We start from the raw sequence: 16,082 nt of genomic DNA, 5'->3' as shown, positions 1-16,082 counted from the left end.
AACATTATTGCAGTTCATAAGCTCTCATCCCATAGGGGGGACATTGTCAAAGAACGAGTGGGGGAACGACGATTTTCTCGGTGTTACCGCAAAAATCTACAAACCCCATTCGGTGATATGCCGCCAGGATGACGACAACAGCGAGATATTCATCGTAAAATCGGGTTGGGCCATCCTTTACCAGGGATTACTGGACGGAGAACGGCAGATCATCGACACTCCTCTTAGGGGGGACATTGTCGGTTTCCGTGGTGCGGACGGACCCCGTCTAGCGTCACTGGCGGCCATAACCGAACTAGCCGTTTATGAAATTTCCAGTAAGGAACTGGTAGAGGCGATCTTGTCGGACGGCCGCCTCGGCAAGAAGATCGCCTACTCCCTGGCCCGCCTGAACGCCATCCTTGCCGAACATCTTATGAATACCGGGCGGCGGAACGCGATGAGGCGCACGGCCCATTTCCTGCTCGAGTTGGAGGAGAGGCTCTCCATGGTTGGGCTGTCGGCCCATGGAAGATATGATTGTCCCCTTACCCAAAATGAACTGGCCGACATTCTTGGAATGACCACCGTTCACGTCAACCGAACATTAAGGGAACTTCGCAAGGCCGATCTCGTCTCTTTCAAGTCAGGCCATGTAGAGGTGATCAACCGCAAGAAGCTGGTTGAAACAGCCGGATTCGATAAAGAGTATCTCAGGTAACGGGTATCTCTGTTCGAGCGGCAGCGCATCGGCCATCAGTAAATTTTCCGCTGGGAGACACGACGTTTGCGGACAACTGGTCGTGCGCCGCATACCTGGCAGGGCCGCGTATGTCTCGACGGCGGCAGCCGCGACGGCAACACGGTCTGTCGCGAGGACCGGCGCACTGCCGAAATATCTGCAAGTGCCCACATAGTACGGGTAGACCAAGCGTTCTCGAGCTAAAGCGTTGGGCCGCTTGGCCATCGCCAGCAGGCAGTCGAACGTCGATCGCTAGTGCCTGCGGCGGTCCATGCCTGCGTCTTCAGCCAGATTGCAGTCCAGCTCGGCATGGGATTGTCTGAAAATTATGAAAAGACAACCTATGTTAGAGACTGCTTAATAATAAACCTTACACTTCCCAAGCTGGTCTCGCTGAGGGCGGAGAACTGCAAAAGGGTTTAGTGGGGTAATCGAGCCTCGACCTTTCACAAGGCGTGGTATCAAACCTTCAATGCTAGGGAATGAGGATACTATATCGGCCGCCGCAAGGCGGCTTGTTCGGGAAAGAGTGGGTATTGATATGGATTCCACAGCAGAACTGCATAACTACACTTCGGCCAATCGGTCAGGAGTTCCGTCCGACGGAACGGAAAGCGTCCGCGGGCAAGCAGGCAGGGAATGTCTCCTCATCCTAGACGGAAGAGCCTTAGACCGCGAGTGTCTCGCATCGGCTCTCGTGGACCACGATCTCGGCATGCAGGTCGTCGCCATGGGTTCGATCGGCGAATGGCGCGTGAAGAAGGGTTCGGCCCTTCCCCTTGCAGCCATACTCTTCAACCTTGGCGGCCGGAAGGTCACCGATCATGGCATCGCAGACGAGATCAGTCATATTTCGTCCGAGTTCAAATCAGTTCCTGTGGTCATCCTGGCCGACACCGAAGAGCTTGCACAGATACTGACCGCTCTCGAATGCGGCGCACGCGGCTACATTCCGACCTCAGTCGGTATCGACGTCTGTGTCGAGGCTATCAACCTTGCGGCAGCGGGCGGCATCTTCGTGCCAGCGAGCAGTGTCCTTTCCATGCGGCACCTGATAGATTCGGGCAGTCGCGACACGCAGCCTTTGACAGGCATGTTCACGCTCAGGCAGGCCGAGGTTGCCCAAGCGCTTCGGCGCGGCAAGGCGAACAAGATCATCGCCTACGAACTGAATCTGCGCGAAAGCACCGTGAAGGTCCACATCCGAAATATCATGAAGAAGCTGAAGGCGACCAACCGCACGGAAGTCGCCTACAAGGTCAACGATCTCCTCGCGGAAGGAACTCTGGCTCAAGAGTGACCCAGGCATAATGCTGCCTGCCTTGGGTCCCGGAAGTCGAAGGGCCTCCGTCATGGGTCTTCGGCACGATCGTCAGTTTGCCCAGTTGAGCGTAAGTCGGGTTAATTGCTGCCGCGGAATCGGCCGCTCAATCTGCAGTCTAAGCAGGCTCGGGATAGGTGTGTCTGCCAACCCATCGTATGGCCTCCTCGATCGTGTCGAAATTCTTGTGCTGCCCACTCAGCAGCCCGAATCCCGTCTCGAGAAACCATTTGCCTTTCGTGGAGTAGACTTCCTCGTCGATCTGGGTAAGGACCGCCACCAGTTGGTCGCGTTTCCACACCAGAACTCCGGCTTCTCCGCCCTCGACCGTTCCGATCCGGACTTCGCTGAACGACAATCCAGAAGCTATTTTTGCTTTGCCCATTTTGATGTGAACCCCTCAAATTCAAAATGGTAGTAAAAATTCGTTATATTTAATGTATGTATTCTTTTTCTTATCAACTCAGGCGGTGAATACAAGCTGTTTCACTCGATCAATTCGTGGATCCACCCTTATTCACAGGAGAATATGGGCCAACTGCTAAAGAATTTTGATCTTCCGGAGCGTGAAGGCCTCGGCGAAATGCTCTGGTGCTCGGCATTCCATTCCGCGCAACCTCGCAAGCCCGGCGAATGTCTCGCGGTCGAACCAGTCCTTGGAGCGCTGCGTCCCGAAATGTTCGTAGAGGAGCTCGATCTTGCGCTTCAGCACGTCGGCCGTGAGCGGCACGTAGGCATTGGGCTGGCAAAGGTCGCCATCCCATTTCGGGATCTCGTACTCGAGCACTAGATGATCGCGGAAGACGTTCCAGGTCAGTTGGTTAACCTCCCGGTGGTCCTGATGGGCGTCGAACCTGGCGTGGGTTAACACTACGTCGGGATCAACCCGTGATCTTACATCCGTCAGCCACTGCTTGATCGATCGGCTATGGGCAGGGAAGTAGCTGTCTTCGAAATCCGCAACGTCGACAGTGGACGAGCTCGATCCTTCGAGGAACGCTTCGGCCGAAGCCCTGGCTTCCGCGACCCGTCGACCGCCTGCGCTCAGCACGCACCAGCGGACGTCCAGTTTGACGCCCGACGCGATCAGGCCGAGTATCGTGCCTCCCGCACCGATTTCGATGTCGTCGGAATGGGCACCAAGGCAGAGGATCGAGAGTTCCTCCCCGCGACGTGCGAGGCCAAGCCCCCTCATGATACGGCCAGCAGCACATTGCGCCTGTTTTTCTCGGCGGTGACCTTCATATTCCAGGGCATGTCGCCCTTTTCGACCATGTCTTCGAGTGATTGCCAATCGCGCAGCGTGTCCATCGAACGCCAGAACCCTTCGTGCTTGTACGCCATCAGCTTGTTGTCAGCGATGAGTCGTCCGAAGGGTTCGAGAACGAGTTCCTCGCCGTCGCGTATGTAGTCGAAGATTTCGGGGCGGAATACGAAGTAGCCGCCATTGATCCAGATCTCCGACGTTTCCGTCGTGCGGAACTCGCGCACGCGGCCGTCTTCCGCGATGTCGGCCAAGTGGTATGTCAGCGGCGCGTGCACGGCAAGGAAGCAGCCGATCTTGCCGCTGGCCTCGAACTTCGCGATCATATCGTCGAGGTCGACATCGGTCAGGCCGTCGGAGTAGTTGGCCAGGAACATCCTCTCGTTCCTGACGTGATCCCGCGCGGCCCAGAGGCGCTCTCCGATGTTGCGCCAGATGCCTGTGTCGAGCAGGGTAATGCTCCAGTCCTTGACGATGTCGCCAAGCAGCTTCACGTCTTGGCCACCATGGGTGACCACGCAATCGGAAAAGGTCTGTGGCCGGGTGTTCAGAAAGAAATCCTTAATGACGGTTGCCTTGTAGCCCAGGCACAAGACGAATTCGTCGTGTCCGTAATCGCTGTACCACTGCATGACGTGGCGCAGGATCGGCTGCTGGCCGAGCGGAATCATCGGCTTCGGTATGCTTTCGGAATAGTCCCGGATCCGGGTCCCGCGGCCTCCGCAGAAAAGGATGACTTTCATCTTGGTAACTCCGATGAATCGATCACTGTCACGAAAGGAATTGGCACCACGAATTTCGCGCCCCAAGCGGCGACATGGTGCATCTGCTGGACGATCTCGTCCTTCAGGTTCCACGGAAGGATTAGGATGTAATCTGGCTTGGCCTGGTCGATCGCGTCGATGGGCTTGATTGGGATGTGCATGCCCGGCGTGAAGCGGCCGTGCTTATATGGATTGCGGTCCACCGTGAAATCGAGGAAGTCGGTGCCGATAGCGCAGTAGTTGAGCAGCGTGTTGCCCTTGCCAGGCGCGCCGTACCCGCAGATCTTCTTGCCTTCGTTTTTAGCCGAAATCAGGAACGCTAGGAGATCTCGCTTCGCGCGCTGCGCCTTGTAGCCGAAGGAGGTGTAGGTCGTCATTACAGTCAGCCCGTGCCTCTTTTCACGGTCGAGGAGTTCGCCGACATTGTGATCCACGGCCCAGCTGCTGCCCTCGTTGGCGAGATAAACACGCAGCGAGCCGCCATGGGTGGGCAGTTCCTCGACATCAATGAGCCGCAACCGGTGGCGGGCCGCCATCAGATCGATCGTCAGCAGCGAGAAATATGAAAAATGCTCGTGGTAGATGGTATCGAACTGGTTCTCGGCCATCAGCCGCTCGATGTGCGGGAACTCGAGAGTGATTACGCCCTCTGGTTTGAGAAGGATTTTCATTCCCGCGACGAAGTCGTTGAGGTTCGGCACCTGCGCCAGGACGTTGTTGCCAATGATGAGATCGGCGTGAAGCCCTTCGGCCGCCATTTCATTTGCCAGCCGCGCTCCAAAAAAGTCGACTCGGGTAGGCACGCCCTTCTCGACCGCAGCGCGCGCAACGTTGGCCGCCGGCTCGACGCCAAGCACGGGAACGCCGAGCGGCAGGAAGTGCTGCAGCAGGTAACCGTCGTTGCTTGCCAGTTCCACCGCAAAGCTGTGAGTTCCAAGCCCAAGCCGCTTCGTGATCGCCTCGCAATAGGCTTTCGAGTGGGCTACCCAACTTGTCGAGAAAGAAGAGAAGTAGGCATATTCGCTGAAGATGGTCTCGGGGCTCATGTACTCCTTGAGTTGCACCAGGTAGCAGCTGTCGCAGACCAGTACTTTGAGCGGGTAATAGAGTTCCATCTGGTCGAGCTGGTCCGGCCGCAGGAAGCCCTCGCAAGGAGGCGACATGCCTAGATCAACTAGTGTGTGGCACAGGCGCGATCCGCAAAGTCTGCAGCTGGCAGTCCGGCGTGCCCCGTTATGGTCGCGAACGATTTCGACAGCCTGAATGTTCATTCCGTGCTCCTGTCCCGCCGGTTTGAAAAGACGGAGACGCATTGGCCTGACCAAGAACCTTTGCCGCCGCACTCCGCAGGAGGTGCTTCTTTTATGGCAGCGGCAGCTTAGGACGGTGCGCGCGCGGGTTCGATTTGCCAATCCGTTGGGTTGCCTTAATCCTAATAGGCAAACCGTAGGGGCAGTGAAGCCGCCAAGACCCTCGATCGGGTAAGCGACCGGCCCGGCATACCGCTATCGGAGAAGCCACCTAAGACTTAGGTAGCTCTTCCAGCCCGAGCGGGCGATGCCAACAATTGGACTGCCGGCCCTTACCCGGCAACTGGGGCTAAGGTTGACATGCAGTTTACCGAAACGGAGCTGAAGGGTGTCTGGCTGATCGAGCCGACGCCGGTGATTGACGACCGCGGTTCCTTCACCCGCCTGTTCTGCGAAAAAGAAATGGCTGATTGCGGGCTGGTGACGCGCTTTGTCCAGCACAGCCGCGCTCATTCGGTCGAAAAGGGAACCCTCCGGGGGCTGCATTATCAAGAGGATCCGTATGCCGAGGTAAAGCTTGTCTCCTGTGTCCGCGGCGCGATTTTTGATGTCGTCGTGGACTTGCGCCTGAACTCGCCGACGCGGCACAGCTGGCTGAGCTTCGAGTTGACGCCCGAAAACATGAAACAGGTCTACATCCCTGCCGGGTTCGCCCACGGGCTCCAGACCCTGACGAAGGACGCCGAGGTCTCGTATCTCATATCGCAGTTCTATACACCCCACGCATCGAAAGGCGTCCGCTACAGCGACCCCGCCATTTCGATAAACTGGCCTTTGATGCCGACCGCGATGTCGGAGAAGGACAGGACGTGGCCGCTGGTCAAGAAGCCGGTCCCCTAATGAACCGAAAGACTGGAAGCGAAAGGTTCAACAGCGCTCATGCGGGCCCCTCGGCCAGGAGACCGTGATCTGACAGTAATCTCGCGGCGGCGGCCAATTCCCTGAATGGCAGACCCGAGCACTCCGCCATCGAAAGAAGCGAATGCTGTCCGTCGGCGAGATTGAGCACCCAAAGCAGGGACATCGAGGTTGCTCCCGAAGACTTCTGCCCTCCCAGGGCTGCGTAGAGGCCGCGTCTGCCGAGCTGTGGTTCGCCCTTGGGAAAAAGGTTCGAAGGCGTCCAGTCCCCTTCGACGATGTCGATCACATCCGTCAGAATCCGGAAGGAGTCTTCCAGGTGCTCCGGGCCGATGAAGTCGAGATTGTCGGCCGACGTGTGGTATTCGGGGAAGGTGCCGTGGACGCTTCGCTGAAACATGCCGACTGGAAGATTGAAGCCCGGCGAACAATATTGCCTCTCGTCATAGCCGTAAGGGGAGAAATCCATCAACTTTGCCCCTGCTTCCTGCCCGAGCACATGGGCCATGGCACGGTCGATGAAGGCGTCGCCTTGACGACTGCGCTTGTATGCCGGGCTAGCGGCATCGCCAACGCATGACAGCACCAAACCGTGGTCGATCAGATGTGTCCGGTCCTCGTTGAGCGACAGCCATGCAATGGAGCCGATCGTACCCGGAGCGAACAGGAAGCGGTAGCTGTATCTTGTTTTCCTTGCCTTCAGGCTTCTAGCAAGGGTTGCCAGCAGGGCCAGGCCTGAACAGTTGTCGTTGGCCAGTGACGGGTGGCAGATGTGTGCCGAAAGAAAGAATTCCCGCTCCGTCTGCCCGCAGTGCAGGTATTCGCCGTAAGTGAGACTGCCGTCCTTGAGTTCAGCATCGATCTCCACCCGATAGAGGCCGTCGGGCATCTTGGCGACACATTCGTAGGCCACGCAGAAGCCCCATGCCGGGGCGTAATAGCAGGTGCGGTATGGGATCACCTCTGGCTGTTCAGGCAGCGTATGGATGTGCGGCCGCAGTTCGTCGAGCGGCAGGACTCCCTTGAAGGGTACGCTGTAGTTGACGACGTGCAAGTTGGAGTCGGCGAAATCCACGACCGTTTTCCCGTCCGGGCCTGTGATGCTCGCCGAGCGGATGTTCCACTCCCTCGGAACAGTCCAGTCGAGCACCTGCGTCCCGGTGGGCACTTCGTGCCTTTCCAAATCAACGTGTCCCGATAGGATATCCAGCGTTTGTCGCACCCCATCTCCGGTGATGCTCCTGCAGATCGGAAAGAGACGTTCGACCAAGGCATAGATTTCCTGGCCGACGCCGAAAGAAGACGGCGGCGGCCCGAGTCCGTAGGGGTTCAGGTGTTCCATTCCCATTACTCGGCTGCGACATCCAGCGTTGTCGAACGTTCAGCGACCCGCATGCGCCCGACTAAAAGTCCGTTGGCCAAAAGGTACCGGATATGGCCGATGCGCTGGAAGCGGGGCCCCTCGAATTCCTCGAGAGTAACATTCGACTTGCGGTAAGCTTGGTAAAGCTGCTCGGCACCCTTACGCGCATCCCATTGCGGTTTGAAGGCAGGCAGGGTACGCGCAATTTTGTCGAAGCTGACGCGATAGGATCGTTTGTCGGGTCCAGCATCGGACGCGAATTCGAGTCGGCAGCCCGGCACGACCTCGGCGACGATCTTGGCTATATCGCGGATCCTGTAATTGTGATCCGTCCGACCCACATTGAAGGCTTCATTGTGAATGATCTCGCGCGGTGCTTCCAGTCCGGCAATAAACGCCCTGGAAAAGTCCTCGATGTGGACGATCGGCCGCCACGGTGTCCCGTCGGATTTCAGGAGGATCACCCCTCTGGTAACGGCCCAGGCGACAAGATTGTTCAGCACAATGTCGAAGCGGAGCCGGGGCGACAGCCCGTAGGCCGTGGCGGGCCGGAAATAGGTCGGAGAGAAGCTGCTGTCGGCCAGTTCGGAAATATCCCGTTCGGAAAGCACCTTGGACCAGCCGTAGGGCGTAACCGGCTTGAGCTCGCCCGTTTCGTCGACCATTCCGTCGCCCGCCTGTCCGTAATTGCTGCACGATGACGCGAAGAGGAAGCGCGACACGCCCGCCTCCTTGGCCGCCTTCGCGAAGCGGACGCTACCCTTGTGATTGATCTCGTAGGTGATGTCTGGATCGAAGTCGGACAGCGGGTCGTTGGAAAGAGCCGCCAGGTGAATGACGGCGTCGAATCCTTCGAGGTCGCGCGCTTGCACGTCCCTGACGTCCTTTTGGATGGACGGGACGGAAGCCTGCTCTCCTCCCCAAGCAAAGGTGCAGCGCCGGTACAGGTCGCTATCGTAGCCTGTTACCGAATGCCCAGCACGGAGCAGCATCGTCACCATCACCGAGCCGATATAGCCTTGATGACCGGTTACTATGACTTTCATCGCACACCTCTTCTCGGGCGGATATGATCACGCAGAGGCTACGTGGGCTGAGAGGAGTGGGGGAGAACGCCAATGGGCGATCAGGATGCCCCGTTGGACGAAGCCTTACCGTCGGCTACCTCTTTCGGGCGGTGAGCCCCTAGTCCTTTCGACGGCTTTTCCGTCAAAGGATGGTCGAGAGCAGGAATTCGTGCTGGACTTCGAGGCTCTCCCTGAATTTTTCGACGCTGTTACGGACCCTGCGCGCATGTTCTTTCCCGATGCGCCACAAGCCACTGCCTGATCAAGATTTCGACATCGAAGCTTTCGACGCGCTGGCAAGATTCTGACGGAACCGCTCTGACCGGGCAATTGGTCGTTCTTCAGCGCATAGCCCAGTGATATCAGGGGCTTTCCCGCCATCAGGGCGGCCACAATACTGGAAGCGGATCGCCACCACGAGATCGGTCAGGGCGAGTTGGCCGAAGACGTCGCGAAGGGAATGGACGGGTGGGCACGAAAGCCCTTGGGTATCAGTTTCGCCCAGGGCCGCCAGGACCGCCTCGACCGCGGGAGTATCACCTTCGTCGCCTGTGCGAGGGCGGACATTGTAGCCGCTGGCCAGGAGGTAGGTGACGAATATCGCTACTTTGGCAAATAAGATTCAGAGATGCCCAGCCCGCGCTCCTCGAAACCGCACCAGCCGCGGTAGTTCATTACGCCGACACCGACCGTGAGCGGGTGTGAAGGGTCGGCATTGGCAGATTGCGGAACGGGCAGCGTGAAAGCGAGATCGGGATCCATCGACTCCCGGCTGGTGTCGACGCCGACGCTTGCCATGAATTCCCTCGAGGCAGTGTCCCTGTAGCTCCGGTAGTCCGGCATGCGGGCCGCGCTTGTTATCAGCCATCGGCTGACGCGATGTCCCACCGGCCCGGCACCTACACTGACAAAAGCAATGCGCGTTCCGCGAGATGCGCTGCAAGGCACCATTTGAAGACGTCGAAGGGCATGCCCAACGGGCGGTCGCCGAAATAGTCAAGGATTCCCGTTCCAGGCACGACTATGACTTTCGCCTTGCGGATGTGCCGGACTGCACGGAGGAAATCCATCACCTTGCGGGGGATTTTCAGGAAAATGCAGTCGAGAAGGCCGGCGATCCCCTCTCCTCTCGCGATCCGCGCGTTGGGTCGCTTCTCCTTGAGGAACAGAGCATGGATTCGGGCGAGCCGTCATTGCCAAGGTTGCCGCAGCCGAACAGGCCCAAGATGGCGATGCCCGGTTCCCTGCCGCCGGCGGTTGCCGCTGCCTCGCCTTGCGGTCGTGGCAAGGCCGCGACCTCCCGTGGCTCACGTATGGCGCCCATTGGCTCTGCTCACTCAGGGTTCGGCACCGTGGAGGTTTCGCGGATGGCGGCGTGCCTGGATTTGAACTCCGCCGAAGTGATGATTCCGAAGGCCACGGCCTCACGCGTCATGGAACCCGCACGCAACTGGCGGGTGTAGCTTTCCAGTCCGTAACCGTCCGCGGGATGGTTCAGAAGCAGCAAATACAAAAAACCGACATAGTCGCGGTCCGTTAGGCCGATCGTGGCATATCTGGTTTCGTATTCGTCCGAGCGCATCATTTCCATGATCATGTCGGCGAGTTTGGTGTCTCCGCTTTCAAGTGCCGCCGACCATTGATTCACGCTGGCCGTGTCGCCCTTGTGGCCAAGGATGAGGCAGTAGACGAAACTTGCCTGCCGCACCTGCGTGGACTGGTCTGCAGCCATGGTCTCGGTGTCGCAGTCCCGATGCGGCTTGGTCAGCGGCAAAGGACCGCGGGTGAAGTCCCGTACCGTCTTGTAGGCAGGCTTCGGTTCACCGGTCACCCATTTGCCATCGGAGGGACCCACGAGCCTCACCAACCCCATATTGGCTTCGAAGCTCGGGGCCCAGTAGGTCTCATCGAGCAGTTCGTAGATGTGTGCGGCCTCGACCTTGTACTTCTCCTTGAGTTCGCGAAGCCGCGTCATTGCCTGCTTGATACCGTCGGCCTGCTGCCGCTCGCTGCGCTGACTTCCGGAAGGATTGTTGAATTCGGTGACCCAGATCGGCTTGCCATAACCAGAAATTTCGCGGAAAGCCCATTCTGGATCTTCGCCGTACATGTGCCAGACCGAGATATCCCAGGCGATCCCGTCGTGCTTCATCCGCGCGAACGCGCCGGTGTGGCCCCATCCGGCGGTGCCCAAAGCCTTCCTGATCCCCGGGTCGACCTCTGTCATGCCGTCGGACAGGCCTTTGAGGACGGCGCTCACCTTCACCCAGCGCGGGCCGAAGTAGTCGAGCGTTCCCATTCCTCCTGCCGGCCCCCATCCACATGGATATTGCGAGCCGTCGTCGCGTTTCTCACAGGGCTTGATGATGGCATAGTTCTCCATCTCGTTACCGAGTTCCCAAACCCGAATGTCGTTCTTGAACCTGGTGCCGAGGGTGACCGCCAGTCTCCGGGCATTCCCGTAGAGCTCGTCCGGGTTGTCCTTGTCCAGGTCGACTCCGGGCGTGATGAGGGGCAGGATCTCGATCCCTCTCGTCTTTCCCGCTTCGACAAGGTGGGCAAGGCTATCTACCTGGTCCTCTGCCGTGACGTTGACCCGGTACGATTTGAGGCCGAGATCCTTGATGAAATCGAGTTGCCTTTCGACCGGGATGCCCGGATAGGAAACTATTGGATGGCCATTGATGCCCCAGAGGAAATCGGCGGATGCAGGCGCAGCTGTTGCGAGCAGGCAGGCCGCAGCGATTGCAAGACGAAACGACACGGCACACGGGCCTCCCTACCCCACTTCGAAATTCGGGATAGTGGGGATTGCGTACGCTGGGCGCAATTTGCTCATACGGTTGAGTGGAAGCTCTCGTTACCGCTTTAGACGGTGTTCATTCTCTAGCCTATTTGGACGGCATGACCTTTAGACGGTGTTCATTCCCTAGCCTATTGGACGGCATGACCTTCACCCGGTTTGTCAGACTATCCGAGCGGGACGCAGAGGAAGTGAAAGATTCTCCGATTTCTGTCTGCCGGATCTCTTTAAAAGCGCGTTGCGCCTGGCAAGATTCACGCGGGGTACTTCAAGTCTCTGTTTTTGTGCAATGCTTGCGGTTGGCACTCTGGTCCGCTGCACTAATACTTGGTCCATACGAGGCGGCACGACCTCTCTTATCAGCCCGTTCAAATACCTCGGAGAATACCACTCGGATCCGAGAGAGAACATCCTTTCTCCTGAAAAGATGAGCAACGGGAGGGAGGACTGCCAAATGCGGCGACAGGCTGAAGGCGAACTTGAACAGACCAAAGGCCTCACGATACCTACCCCGGATCAGATGTGATACGGCCGACCAGTAGGCATCACAGGCCAAACTCACTCGCGCGAGCATAAGCAACTTGCCTGATTGGTTTTTGACCATGCTGTAGGACGATAAGAAGGTCTCGATGGCCATATACACGGAATCCAGTCTAAGCTTGAAGTCCTGCCAGTAAGCGCTCGAAATATTGCTCCTGTGCTCCCTTCGGATTCCCTGAATAGTATTTGTCTCAGCAACATCCCCGATACTGGCCAGCCGCATCAGCATCTCAAGGTCATTGGTGAACGGCAATTCCCTGATGTAATAGCCTGCACGTTTCTGCGCGACCGTTCGTACCAATATGAACCCGACCGGCCGTTGCAAGGGGCGGCGGCAGACATCCTCTATATATTCTGATCCAGAAATAATTGTCCAAGCCGGCGGCTCTGCAGCGGTCAACTCGGTCGGCAGAGCACCCTCGACATTAAGGATTTGTGCCCCCCCTTGCGCGACGGTTAGTGTAGGATGTTTCTCCATTATAGAGATGGCACGTGACAGACTGTCGGGCACAAGAATATCGTCGGAACAAAGTATCATAAAGTAATCCGCTCTCGCCTGGTCGATGCCTTCGTTCATGGAGGCCATAAGCCCGACATTGACCGGATGGGCGATAACTTGGATCCGCGGATCGGCGGCCGCTAAAGCACGGGCTACCTCGAGGCTGTTATCAGTCGACGCGTTGTCTATGACGAGCACGCGCAAATTCTCTACATCCTGCGACAGCACACTTTTGATACAGCCGGGCAGGAAGCGCCCGAACTGATAGTTCGGAATGACTACGTCGACGCTGGGCATGAGCACACTCCAGAAGATTATTGCACAGCGTCGGGAAACCGCTCCGCACTAGCGATCCGACATCTTCGCACCGAGCCGCTTTCGGTGGTCAGGAAACTTCTGCGTGGGCCCACGTTTGCATCGTAACAATAGGATAGCTACTGGTCCACTCAATCAAAAGTGGAGGGTAGCTACCGCTAATTCGGGGCCGGCTGTCAGAGTCTAGAGATGGTATGGTTTTGACACTAGGCAAATGACATTGTTCCGGAGCGCGCTGTGAACGGGGGTGCTGCATGTCACTGAGGGTCGGAGACTGGGTCGAGGTGCGGTCTAAGGAAGAAATCCTTCGTACACTCGACAAAAATGGTCGGCTTGAGAAGCTCCCTTTTATGCCACAAATGTTTCGATATTGTGGCCTCCGCTTTCGTGTTTACAAGCGCGCGCACAAGACGTGTGACACGATCAACTTTGCTGGCGGACGTAAGTTATCCGGCGTCATCCATCTTGAAAAACTGAGGTGCGACGGCAACGCGTTTGGAGGCTGTCAGGCGGCGTGCCTGGTTTTCTGGAAGGAGGCATGGCTTAAGCCTGTGGACTCGCCGTCCTCGAATGGGGCTGTCTCGCTTCCGACTAAGATGGCGGACGGAACGGGTTGCACAGAAAGCGATGTGCTGGCTGGTGCGCGCGCCAAGAATCAGCCTTTGTCGGGTGGTCCGAGATACTCATGCCAAGCCACAGAACTTCTGGAGGCGACTACCCCTCTTCCTTGGTGGGATGTTCGGCAATATGCGGAAGACTATGCATCGGGAAATGCCGGCGCATGGCGCCTCTTCGCCGGGTTCGTCTATGCAACGATATTCAGTTGCTATCATTACACGCGCCGTTTAGGCCTCACCAGGTTGTCCTTGGGTGTCAGCTGGGTTTATGACAAGGTGCAGCACCTCTATGGTGGCGTTCCTTTCCCGCGATATCGGGGATCAATCCCTACCGGCCAGCCGGTTCCGACTGTCAAGCTTGATCTCCAACCCGGCGAGTTGATCAGGGTTAGATCCTATGAAGAAATCCTCGCGACCTTGGATGCCGACAACAAGAGCCAGGGTCTTACTTTCGATGCGGAGATGGTTCCCTATTGCGGTCATATCTTCAAAGTCAGATCACGCGTGACAACGTTCGTTAATGAAAAGACCGGACTTCTTACCAATCTCAGAGGGCCGGCCGTTATCTTGGAGAAAGTCTGGTGCAACTCGCGGTATAGCGATTGCCGGATGCAGTGCCCAAGAGCCATCTATCCTTGGTGGCGAGAGATATGGCTCGAGAGGGCCTCTGGCGACATGACTGATCAGAGAAGGCACGCGCAGACCGCTCAAACGGAGCCAAGCGCACATGCAGCCAGTGATACATGACCGACAAGACCCCGACCGCGAAAGGCGAGCGCCGTAACCTTAAGAGCGAAGCCATTCAAAGTGGCGTTGCCAGGATGGTGAGCCAGGGCGCGAACCTGATGCTCAGGGTGGGCTACATTGCCACATTGGCACGCCTGCTCAGCCCTAACGATTTTGGTCTGGTCGCGATGGTGGTGGCACTCACAGGCATTTTGGATGTCTTCACCACCGCCGGGCTTTCCTCCGCGACAATCCAAAGGCATGAGATTTCGTTCGAGCAGGTCTCGGCCCTGTTCTGGATCAATGTACTGGTAGGGATCCTCCTCACACTGGTCTGCGCCGCAAGTGCCTACCTCATCTCCACCTTCTACCATGAGCCGCGCCTGCTCTGGATCACCATCGCGATCGCTCCAGGTTTCCTGCTTAACGCGGCCGGTGTGCAGCATGCCGCTCTGCTGGAGCGCAATCTGCGTTATGTCACCCTGAGCGGAATCGATACAGGCGCCCTGTGCCTGGGCATCATGGCCGGTGTGCTGCTGGCGTTCCGTGGCGATGGGTACTGGGCACTGATCGCCCCGACCCTTATCTCACCGGCGGTCAGCAGCCTGGGCTACTGGATCGCCACTGGGTGGATTCCTGGACTCCCTCGGCGCGGCGCCAATATCGGCTCGCTCTTGCATTTCGGTGGAATTGTCACGCTGAACGGCCTTGTCGTCTATATTGGCTACAATGCCGAGAAAGTCCTTCTCGGGCGGTTCTGGGGCGCCGGATCACTTGGATTATATGCCCGGGCCTTCCAGTTGATCGGCATTCCCACGGCGACCATCAACAGCGCCGTCGGTGCGGTACTGTTCTCGGCGTTATCGCGGATGCAGCATGATCCCGCGCGGTTACGGAACTTCTACCTCAAGGGATACTCGATCGTCATCGCGGTAACGGTTCCCATCACAATGTTCTCGTTCCTGTTCGCACACGAAATCATCACCGTGGTGCTAGGCTCGCAGTGGACGGAGGCGGCGACTATCTTCCGGCTGCTCACCCCTACCATCTTGGTGTTCGGGATCATCAACCCCACATATTGGCTGCTCATCTCGACCGGCAGGCAGAAGCGCAGCCTGTATCTGGCCTTTGCCATCGCCCCTCTCGTCATCGTTTCCTACTGCGTCGGGATTTCCTTCGGCCCCGAGGGAGTGGCTCTGAGCTACTCGACGGCGCTGCTGCTCTGGCTCTATCCCCACCTGGCGTGGAGCCTGCATCGTACGCCGGTTTCAGTCGGGGATCTGTTGCGGACGATCATGAGGCCGTGGATGTCCGGCATCGTGGCCTCGGCGGGTGCGCTGGCAGTCCAGCGCTATCTCGGCCCCGAGGTTCCTTCGCTTCTGCGGCTCGTGGCGGGAGGGGTGGTCCTGACCAGTATCTACGGATTCGTCTTGCTGTTCGTGTTGGGGCAGATCAAGCTGTTCCAGGATGTGCTGCTGAGCTTCCGAGGCGAGGCGCGGGCCGGCGCTTGAGGCAGTTGGCAATGGCGAGGCCTGGCGCGCAGGATGAATGTCTTGGCTGTGGAAACACGCCTTCGGATCGCCTGACGTTTTGGATAGATTGGCGCCGGGCGGCGAAACTCTTACTGCCCGAGAGAAGCCCCTAGGGGTAGGACATGGCTGCTATAGCAATCGTCCATAGCTATCCGTACGACGCTTTCTTCGGCGGGGACGGTGCCTATATTCAGGCCTTCGGCCAATATCTTTTGAAGTCCGGGCACGAGGTACACGGGTATGTATCCGACATAGCGCGCGGACGAAGGAGCCCAATCTGCAGGAGTGCATATGAAATAGAAGAATATTTTTCGTGGCAGGTTCGTAAAAGCATCAGGTTGGGCCGGAGGACATTTCTATCCACAGAACTGCTTGGCCTCAG

14 protein-coding genes are annotated in these 16,082 nt (G+C 57.8%); 5 read left to right on the top strand and 9 right to left on the bottom strand.

Annotated features, from left to right (window positions below; all coding sequences use genetic code 11):
* Positions 1-43 precede the first annotated feature (43 nt).
* Both NKJ13_RS24615 and NKJ13_RS24610 read left to right on the top strand, forming a co-directional pair.
* Positions 44-700 (top strand): Crp/Fnr family transcriptional regulator, encoded by a 657-nt coding sequence (locus NKJ13_RS24615; protein WP_352507556.1) that lies wholly within the window; start codon positions 44-46, stop codon positions 698-700.
* Between the two features lie 562 nt (positions 701-1,262).
* Complete coding sequence (locus NKJ13_RS24610; protein ID WP_352507591.1) at positions 1,263-2,021, top strand: LuxR C-terminal-related transcriptional regulator; 759 nt, start codon at positions 1,263-1,265, stop codon at positions 2,019-2,021.
* A gap of 139 nt (positions 2,022-2,160) precedes the next feature.
* Here NKJ13_RS24610 and NKJ13_RS24605 read toward each other — a convergent pair whose 3' ends face one another.
* The 4 genes from NKJ13_RS24605 to NKJ13_RS24590 form a co-directional block, all read right to left on the bottom strand.
* Positions 2,161-2,427 (bottom strand): hypothetical protein, encoded by a 267-nt coding sequence (locus NKJ13_RS24605; RefSeq protein ID WP_352507555.1) that lies wholly within the window; start codon positions 2,425-2,427, stop codon positions 2,161-2,163.
* A gap of 156 nt (positions 2,428-2,583) precedes the next feature.
* The gene (locus NKJ13_RS24600) at positions 2,584-3,237 is read right to left on the bottom strand and encodes a PIG-L deacetylase family protein (protein ID WP_352507554.1); all 654 of its coding nucleotides are present in this window, start codon (positions 3,235-3,237) and stop codon (positions 2,584-2,586) included.
* Positions 3,234-4,049, bottom strand: a complete 816-nt coding sequence (locus NKJ13_RS24595; protein WP_352507553.1) for a sugar phosphate nucleotidyltransferase — start codon at positions 4,047-4,049, stop codon at positions 3,234-3,236. Before NKJ13_RS24595 ends, NKJ13_RS24600 begins: the two co-directional genes overlap by 4 nt.
* Positions 4,046-5,341, bottom strand: a complete 1,296-nt coding sequence (locus tag NKJ13_RS24590) for a methyltransferase domain-containing protein (protein ID WP_352738787.1) — start codon at positions 5,339-5,341, stop codon at positions 4,046-4,048. The genes NKJ13_RS24595 and NKJ13_RS24590 overlap by 4 nt, the downstream gene beginning before the upstream one ends.
* A gap of 339 nt (positions 5,342-5,680) precedes the next feature.
* On the opposite strand from NKJ13_RS24590, the gene rfbC reads away from it, so the two are divergent.
* Entirely contained in the window at positions 5,681-6,220 is a 540-nt protein-coding gene (rfbC, locus tag NKJ13_RS24585) for a dTDP-4-dehydrorhamnose 3,5-epimerase (protein WP_352507552.1), read from the top strand.
* Between the two features lie 37 nt (positions 6,221-6,257).
* On the opposite strand, the gene NKJ13_RS24580 is transcribed toward rfbC, so the two are convergent.
* The 5 genes from NKJ13_RS24580 to NKJ13_RS24560 form a co-directional block, all read right to left on the bottom strand.
* A complete protein-coding gene (locus NKJ13_RS24580; RefSeq protein WP_352507551.1) occupies positions 6,258-7,580 on the bottom strand; it encodes a DUF4910 domain-containing protein in 1,323 nt (440 codons plus the stop codon).
* A gap of 5 nt (positions 7,581-7,585) precedes the next feature.
* Positions 7,586-8,647 carry an NAD-dependent epimerase/dehydratase family protein gene (locus NKJ13_RS24575; protein ID WP_352705765.1) on the bottom strand — a complete coding sequence of 354 codons (1,062 nt, stop codon included), beginning with the start codon at positions 8,645-8,647 and terminating at the stop codon, positions 7,586-7,588.
* Positions 8,648-9,271: 624 nt separating this feature from the next.
* Positions 9,272-9,619, bottom strand: a complete 348-nt coding sequence (locus NKJ13_RS24570) for a polysaccharide pyruvyl transferase family protein (protein ID WP_352507548.1) — start codon at positions 9,617-9,619, stop codon at positions 9,272-9,274.
* A 382-nt stretch (positions 9,620-10,001) separates the two neighbouring features.
* Positions 10,002-11,432, bottom strand: coding sequence for a DUF4214 domain-containing protein (locus tag NKJ13_RS24565; protein ID WP_352507547.1), 1,431 nt, complete (start codon positions 11,430-11,432; stop codon positions 10,002-10,004).
* A gap of 307 nt (positions 11,433-11,739) precedes the next feature.
* Entirely contained in the window at positions 11,740-12,807 is a 1,068-nt protein-coding gene (locus NKJ13_RS24560; RefSeq protein WP_352507546.1) for a glycosyltransferase family 2 protein, read from the bottom strand.
* A gap of 272 nt (positions 12,808-13,079) precedes the next feature.
* Here NKJ13_RS24560 and NKJ13_RS24555 point away from each other — a divergent pair, with 272 nt between their 5' ends.
* Positions 13,080-14,189, top strand: coding sequence for a hypothetical protein (locus tag NKJ13_RS24555; RefSeq protein WP_352507545.1), 1,110 nt, complete (start codon positions 13,080-13,082; stop codon positions 14,187-14,189).
* Positions 14,186-15,679 (top strand): lipopolysaccharide biosynthesis protein, encoded by a 1,494-nt coding sequence (locus NKJ13_RS24550; protein WP_352507544.1) that lies wholly within the window; start codon positions 14,186-14,188, stop codon positions 15,677-15,679. The genes NKJ13_RS24555 and NKJ13_RS24550 overlap by 4 nt, the downstream gene beginning before the upstream one ends.
* Positions 15,680-16,082 lie beyond the last annotated feature (403 nt).

The organism is Mesorhizobium sp. M0174 (genome assembly GCF_040322275.1).
Lineage (GTDB): Bacteria > Pseudomonadota > Alphaproteobacteria > Rhizobiales > Rhizobiaceae > Mesorhizobium.
The sequence above is the reverse complement of the archived record's forward strand: the minus strand, read 5'-3'. Positions and strand labels throughout refer to the sequence as shown.